The sequence below is a fragment of the Caballeronia fortuita genome, from assembly GCF_001544835.2.
Taxonomy (GTDB): domain Bacteria; phylum Pseudomonadota; class Gammaproteobacteria; order Burkholderiales; family Burkholderiaceae; genus Caballeronia; species Caballeronia fortuita.
Window position 1 is genome coordinate 359,462 of sequence record NZ_FCNX02000008.1, and the last position, 6,580, is coordinate 366,041.

The following is a 6,580-nucleotide window of genomic DNA, read 5'->3' on the forward strand; positions in this document are numbered from 1 at the left end:
AGCCGCCGATTCAGTGCTTGTCGCCAAGTTTCTCGGTCGACTGCTTGCGGTTCACCGCCCGATAGCCGATATCCCGCCGATACTGCATGCCGTCGAACGAAATCTGGTTGACTGTATCGTAGACCACGGATTGCGCGCCGCGCACGGAATCCGCGAGTCCGACGACACACAGCACGCGCCCGCCCGAGGTCGTGAGCTTGCCGTCGGCGAGCGTCGTGCCCGCGTGGAAAGTGACGGAATTCTCGGTTTCCGCGGGAATGCCGCTGATGCGGTCGCCCTTGCGCGGCGTGTCCGGATAGTTGTGCGCCGCGAGCACGACGCCGAGCGCCGTGCGGCGGTCCCAGTCGATATCGACGGTATCGAGCTTGCCGTCGATCGCCATTTCCACGACTTTCGAGAAGTCGCCCTTCACGCGCGCCATGATCGGCTGCGTTTCGGGGTCGCCCATCCGGCAGTTAAATTCAAGCGTCTTCGGATTGCCGTTCGCGTCGATCATCAGGCCGGCGTACAGAAAGCCCGTATAGCGGATGCCTTCGTTTTCCATGCCGCGCACCGTCGGCTGAATGATTTCGCGCATCACGCGCGCGTGCAGTTGCGGCGTGACGATCGGCGCCGGCGAATACGCGCCCATGCCGCCGGTGTTCGGGCCGCGGTCGGCGTCGAGCAGGCGCTTGTGGTCCTGGCTGGAGGCGAGCGGCAGCACGTGCTTGCCGTCCACCATCACGATGAAGCTCGCTTCCTCGCCGGCGAGAAATTCCTCGATCACGACGCGCGCGCCCGCGTCGCCGAGCTTGTTGTCGGCGAGCATCGAATCGACGGCGGCGTGCGCTTCTTCCAGCGTCATCGCGACGACGACGCCCTTGCCGGCGGCGAGTCCGTCCGCCTTGATGACGATCGGCGCGCCTTTTGCATCGATGTAGGCGTGCGCGGCGGCGAGATCGGAGAAAGTTTCGTATTCGGCGGTCGGAATGTTGTGGCGCTTCATGAACGCCTTCGCGAAGTCTTTCGAGCTTTCGAGCTGCGCGGCTTCCTTGCTCGGGCCGAAGATCTTCAGGCCGCGCGAGCGGAACAGATTGACGATGCCCGCCGCGAGCGGCTGCTCGGGGCCGACGAGCGTGAACGCGACATGTTCCTTCTCGGCGAGATCGGCGAGTTCTGCCGGGTCCGTGATGTCGACGTTGCGCAGACGCTCGTCCTGCGCCGTGCCGCCGTTGCCCGGCGCGACATAGACGATCTGCACGCGCGGCGATTGCGCGAGCTTCCAGGCCAGCGCGTGTTCGCGGCCGCCGGAACCGACGACGAGTAACTTCATGTGAATCCCCGAAATCCTGACAAAAAGCGGCTTGAGAAAAAGCGGCGGGTGCATCGACCGTAAAGCGCGCTTATGACACTCGTCATAGCGTCGCGAAGGCGGCTCGCGCTGACATAAGCTGCGTCACGCGCCTTCGGGGGCGATGCCGCGCCGCGATGCTGTCGCGGCGCCGCTGCGGCATTCGAGCCGAAGCGAAAGACGTTCCATGCGAGGCCGCGGCGGCGTCCGTCCGCGCCGCGCCCCGCGCGATCCGAAGCTCAGTCTTCGTTGATCGCGGCGTTTGTATGGACTTCCTGCACGTCGTCGAGATTTTCGAGCGCGTCGAGCAGTTTTTGCATTTTCACCGCATCGTCGCCGCTGAATTCGACTTCCGTCTGCGGTTTCATCGTCACTTCGGCGAGTTCCGCCTTGAAGCCCGCGGCTTCGAGCGCGTCCTTCACTTTCTGGAAATCGTTCGGCGGGCAGATCACCTCGATGCTGCCGTCTTCGTTTGTCACGACGTCGTCCGCGCCGGATTCGAGCGCGGCGTCCATCAGCTTGTCTTCCGGCGTGCCGGGCGCGAACAGGAACTGGCCGACGTGATCGAACATGAACGACACCGAGCCGTCCGTGCCCATGTTGCCGCCGAACTTCGAGAACGCGTGGCGCACTTCCGCGACGGTGCGCGTGCGGTTGTCCGTCATCGTGTCGACGATGATCGCCGCGCCGCCGATGCCATAGCCTTCGTAGCGGATTTCCTCGTAGTTCGCGCCATCGACGCCGCCCGTGCCGCGCTGGATCGCGCGGTTGATGTTGTCCTTCGGCATGTTGGCGTCGTAGGCCTTGTCGACGGCCAGGCGCAGGCGCGGATTCGAATCGATCTCGCCGCCGCCCATGCGCGCCGCGACCTGGATTTCCTTGATGAGGCGCGTCCAGACCTTGCCTTTCTTCGCGTCGGCCGCGGCCTTCTTATGCTTGATGTTGGCCCATTTCGAATGACCCGCCATTACCTTTCTCCATCGCGCGGGCTTCGAGCCGGGCGCCTAGTGTGCTGTCGTGCTGAATTGTGTCTGTCGGCCGCGCGTTTTCGGGCGGTGTCCGGGCGTGTTTCCCGGATACGTCGATCCGTCGCGACCCGAATCAGAACAGACCGAAATTTTAGCATGGCGGCATGCGCTCCCAGTACCGCGGCGCGCGCGCCGTTGCGCGGAAACAGGCGCGAACCGTGGGGAATTCGGCCGAATCGCGGGCAAAGCGGAGGCAAAACGGCCGTAAACGCAAACCGCCGCGCGAAGGGCGCGGCGGTCGAAGCGAGTCGGGCGGACGCTTAATTCTTCGTGCCGAACAGACGATCGCCCGCGTCGCCGAGCCCCGGAACGATATACGCATGATCGTTCAGATGCGAATCGAGCGACGCGACATAGAGCTTCACGTCCGGATGCGCGTCCTGGAATACCTTCACACCTTCGGGCGCGGCGACCAGCGCGACGAAGATGATGTTCTCGCTCTGCACGTTGCGCCGCTTCATCACATCGACGGCGTGCACCGCCGAGTAGCCCGTCGCGACCATCGGATCGCACAGGATGAAGACGCGCTCCTCGAGATCGGGCGGCAGGCGCACGAGATACTCGACCGGCCGATGATCCTCCGCCCGGTACACGCCGATATGCCCGACCCGCGCCGACGGCACGAGATCGAGCAGGCCGTCCGACATGCCGATGCCCGCGCGCAGCACCGGCACGATCGCGAGCTTCTTGCCGGCGATCACGGGCGCGTCGATCTCGACGAGCGGCGTTTCCACGCGCTTGGTCGTGAGCGGCAGATTACGCGTGATTTCGTAGCCCATCAGCAGCGTGATTTCGCGCAGAAGCTCGCGGAACGTGCGCGTCGACGTGTCCTTGTCGCGCATGTGCGTGAGCTTGTGCTGGATCAGCGGGTGATCGGTGATGAAGAGATTGGGGAAGCGGCTGTCTTGTTTCATGGGTCTCGCGCGCGGCGCGTCCTGCTCGGGTGATGTTCTGCCTCTGACGCTCGGGAAGCGCACAGTGGCGACAGTTTACCCAAAAGCCCGCCCGTGCCTAAGAACAATCGCAAGCCCGATTCCGCAGTGCCCGCCACGTTGCCGCCCCGATTCTTCTAGAATTGCGCGGAGACATCACGATCTGTGACAACGACGACGGAGGAACGACGATGGATATGGGAATCGCAGGGCGCACCGCGCTCGTCTGCGCGGCGAGCAAAGGACTCGGGCGCGGCTGCGCCGAAGCGCTCGCCGCCGAAGGCGTGAATCTGGTGATCACCGCGCGCACGGCGGAAACGCTCGAAGCGACGGCGGCGCACATCCGCTCGACCTACGGCGTCGACGTGAAAACGGTCGCGGGCGACATCACGACGCCCGAAGGCCACGCCGCCGCGCTCGTCGCGTGCCCGGCGCCCGATATTCTGGTGAACAACGCGGGCGGCCCGCCGCCGGGCGACTTCCGCACCTTCACGCACGACATGTGGATCAAGGCGCTCGAAGGCAACATGCTGACGCCGATCGAGCTCATCAAGGCGACCATCGACGGGATGATCGAGCGCGGTTTCGGGCGCATCGTGAACATCACGAGCTCGTCGGTGAAGGCGCCCATCGACGTGCTGGGTCTTTCCAACGGCGCGCGTTCGGGGTTGACGGGATTCGTCGCGGGCGTCGCGCGCAAGGTCGCGTCGACGGGCGTCACGATCAACAATCTGCTGCCCGGCACGTTCGACACCGACCGCATCGCGGTGACGATGGAAGCGCAGGCGAAGGCGCAGAACATCTCCATCGACGAAATGCGTGCGCGCCGCGCGCAAAGCCTGCCCGCCGGGCGTTTCGGCACGGCGGAAGAGTTCGGTAAGGCGTGCGCGTTCCTGTGCAGCGTGCACGCGGGCTACATCACCGGTCAGAACATGCTGATCGATGGCGGCGCTTATCCCGGCACTTACTGAGACGGAGCGTCTGATGACCACACGCGTCGCGCTGATCGCGCACGACATGAAGAAGGACGACATCGTCACGCTGACGGGCGAATTCGTCGATACGCTCGCGCAATGCAGTCTCGTCGCGACGGGTACGACCGGCGGACGCATCGCGGCGGCGCACGGGCTGGAAGTCGAGCGTAAGCTCTCCGGCCCGCATGGCGGCGATTTGCAGATCGGCGCGGAACTGGCGGAAGGGCGCGTGAATATCGTGATCTTCCTGCGCGATCCGATGACGCCGCAGCCGCACGAGCCCGACATCAACGCGCTGGTGCGCGCCTGCGACGTGCACAACGTGCCGTGCGCGACCAACATCGCGACGGCGCGCATGATTCTCGACGACTTGCGCCTGTGCTTTTCGCGGGCATCCTGAGGCACGAAAGGAGACAGACGAGCGATGACCAAGGCAATCCGATTCGACAAGACAGGCGGCCCCGAAGTCATGAAGTGGGTCGACGTGGACGTGGGCGCGCCGGGCAAGGGCGAGATACGCGTGAAGCATCATGCGGTGGGGCTGAATTTTATCGACGTGTACTTCCGCACCGGTCTTTATCCGATGCCGCTGCCGGGCGGACTCGGCATGGAGGCCGCCGGCGAAGTGACGGCGGTGGGCGAGGGCGTCGCGCAGTTCAAGCCGGGCGATCGCGTCGCGTATGCGTCGCGGCCGCCGGGCGCCTATGCGCAGGAGCGCGTGATGTCGGCGGAATACGTCGTGAAGCTGCCCGATGCGATCGGCTACGAAGACGCCGCGTCGATCATGCTGCAAGGACTGACCGCGCAATACCTCTTGCGCCGGACTTATCGCGTGAAGGCGGGCGACACGGTGCTGATCCACGCGGCGGCGGGCGGCGTCGGCATGCTCGCGTGCCAGTGGGCGAAGGCGCTCGGCGCGACGGTCATCGGCACGGTCGGATCGGACGAGAAAGCCGAGCTCGCGAAGGCGCACGGCTGCGACTACCCGATCGTGTACACGCGCGAGAACTTCACGCAGCGCGTGCGCGAGATCACGAACGGCGCGGGCGTGCCGGTCGTCTACGATTCGATCGGCCGGGACACGTATATCGCGTCGCTCGATTGCCTTGCGCCGCTCGGGCTTTTCGTGAGCTTCGGCAATTCGTCGGGCCCGTTGCCGCCGCTCGATTCGTCCGAGCTTGCCGGACGCGGTTCGCTCTACTTCACGCGGCCGACGCTCTTCAGCTACATCGCCAAACGCAGCGATCTCGACACGATGGCGGCGGAATTGTTCGATGTCGTTTCATCCGGCAAGGTGAAGACGAACGTGCGCCAGCGTCATCCGCTCGCCGATGCGGCCCGCGCGCACGAAGAGCTCGAAGCGCGCAAGACCACTGGATCGACCATTCTCCTACCTTGAAACGACGACAACCCGCACGGACGGCGACCCTATGAACGAGCCGTCCTTCAGCGTCGTCCTGATCGAGGACGACAAGCAGATTCGCCGTTTTGTGCGCGTGTCGCTCGAGGCGCAGGGCATGACGGTGCACGAAGCGGAAACGGGGCAGAAGGGGCTGGTCGAAGCCGCGACGCGCAAGCCCGATCTCGTGATCGTGGATCTCGGCTTGCCCGATACCGACGGCATCGACGTGATCCGTGAACTGCGCGGCTGGACCGAACTGCCGATCATCGTGCTGTCGGCGCGCACGCAGGAGGACGAGAAGGTGGCCGCGCTCGATGCCGGCGCCGACGACTACCTCACGAAGCCCTTCGGCGTGTCCGAACTGATGGCGCGGATTCGCGCGCATCTGCGGCGTCGCAATCAGGCATCCGCGAGCGAGACGCCGGTCGTGACGTTCGGCGACGTGACCGTCGATCTCGCGCTGCGCCGAGTCGCGAAGCGCGGCGAGGGCGTGCATCTGACGCCGATCGAGTACCGGCTGCTATCGACGCTCGTGCGGCATGCGGGGCGCGTGCTTACGCATCGGCAATTGCTCGTGGAAGTGTGGGGACCGTCGCATGTCGAAAGCCCGCATTATCTGCGCATCTACATGGCGCATCTGCGGCAGAAGCTGGAGCGCGATCCCGCGCAGCCGGAGCATATCGTGACGGAGACGGGCGTCGGTTACAGGCTCGTCGGTGCGGCGTGACGGATGGCGTCGGGCTTGTGATCGTTTGTCGATGGCGCGTTTTTCGGGTATGCCTTTGTTGTCCGCGGCGGCTTTCGCCGGATCCCGTATTCGTGTTGGTCTACTAGCACTGCCCCTGTGCGGGGCGGCACCTACTTTCTTTGCTGCTGCAAAGAAAGTAGGCAAAGAAAGCAGCTTTTCAGGCCCG

7 protein-coding genes are annotated in these 6,580 nt (G+C 64.8%); 4 read left to right on the plus strand and 3 right to left on the minus strand.

Translation table 11 applies throughout. The features are described from left to right. Nucleotides 1-10 precede the first annotated feature (10 nt). The 3 genes from purD to upp form a co-directional block, all read right to left on the minus strand. A complete protein-coding gene (gene purD / locus AWB77_RS17855) occupies nt 11-1,312 on the minus strand; it encodes a phosphoribosylamine--glycine ligase (RefSeq protein ID WP_061135750.1) in 1,302 nt (433 codons plus the stop codon). A 257-nt stretch (nt 1,313-1,569) separates the two neighbouring features. Beyond that, entirely contained in the window at nt 1,570-2,298 is a 729-nt protein-coding gene (locus AWB77_RS17860; protein ID WP_061135751.1) for a YebC/PmpR family DNA-binding transcriptional regulator, read from the minus strand. Nucleotides 2,299-2,618: 320 nt separating this feature from the next. Continuing rightward, nucleotides 2,619-3,272, minus strand: coding sequence for a uracil phosphoribosyltransferase (upp, locus tag AWB77_RS17865; protein WP_061135752.1), 654 nt, complete (start codon nt 3,270-3,272; stop codon nt 2,619-2,621). 209 nt (nt 3,273-3,481) lie between these two features. Between upp and AWB77_RS17870 the strand changes: the two genes are divergently transcribed. From AWB77_RS17870 to kdpE, 4 genes are read left to right on the plus strand one after another with little or no spacing between them, the layout of a single operon-like run. Beyond that, a complete protein-coding gene (locus tag AWB77_RS17870) occupies nt 3,482-4,261 on the plus strand; it encodes an SDR family oxidoreductase (RefSeq protein ID WP_061135753.1) in 780 nt (259 codons plus the stop codon). A gap of 13 nt (nt 4,262-4,274) precedes the next feature. Then, nucleotides 4,275-4,664, plus strand: a complete 390-nt coding sequence (locus tag AWB77_RS17875; RefSeq protein WP_061135754.1) for a methylglyoxal synthase — start codon at nt 4,275-4,277, stop codon at nt 4,662-4,664. Nucleotides 4,665-4,688: 24 nt separating this feature from the next. Beyond that, entirely contained in the window at nt 4,689-5,663 is a 975-nt protein-coding gene (locus AWB77_RS17880; protein ID WP_061135755.1) for a quinone oxidoreductase family protein, read from the plus strand. A gap of 31 nt (nt 5,664-5,694) precedes the next feature. Next, the gene (gene kdpE, locus AWB77_RS17885; protein ID WP_061135756.1) at nt 5,695-6,393 is read left to right on the plus strand and encodes a two-component system response regulator KdpE; all 699 of its coding nucleotides are present in this window, start codon (nt 5,695-5,697) and stop codon (nt 6,391-6,393) included. The last annotated feature ends 187 nt before the right edge of the window (nt 6,394-6,580 follow it).

What these genes read in the sequence shown, in the direction of transcription:
- purD (WP_061135750.1), bottom strand. Translation starts at nt 1,312, where the DNA reads ATGAAGTTACTCGTCGTCGGTTCCGGCGGCCGCGAACACGCGCTGGCC.
- AWB77_RS17860 (WP_061135751.1), bottom strand. Translation starts at nt 2,298, where the DNA reads ATGGCGGGTCATTCGAAATGGGCCAACATCAAGCATAAGAAGGCCGCG.
- upp (WP_061135752.1), bottom strand. Translation starts at nt 3,272, where the DNA reads ATGAAACAAGACAGCCGCTTCCCCAATCTCTTCATCACCGATCACCCG.
- AWB77_RS17870 (WP_061135753.1), top strand. Translation starts at nt 3,482, where the DNA reads ATGGATATGGGAATCGCAGGGCGCACCGCGCTCGTCTGCGCGGCGAGC.
- AWB77_RS17875 (WP_061135754.1), top strand. Translation starts at nt 4,275, where the DNA reads ATGACCACACGCGTCGCGCTGATCGCGCACGACATGAAGAAGGACGAC.
- AWB77_RS17880 (WP_061135755.1), top strand. Translation starts at nt 4,689, where the DNA reads ATGACCAAGGCAATCCGATTCGACAAGACAGGCGGCCCCGAAGTCATG.
- kdpE (WP_061135756.1), top strand. Translation starts at nt 5,695, where the DNA reads ATGAACGAGCCGTCCTTCAGCGTCGTCCTGATCGAGGACGACAAGCAG.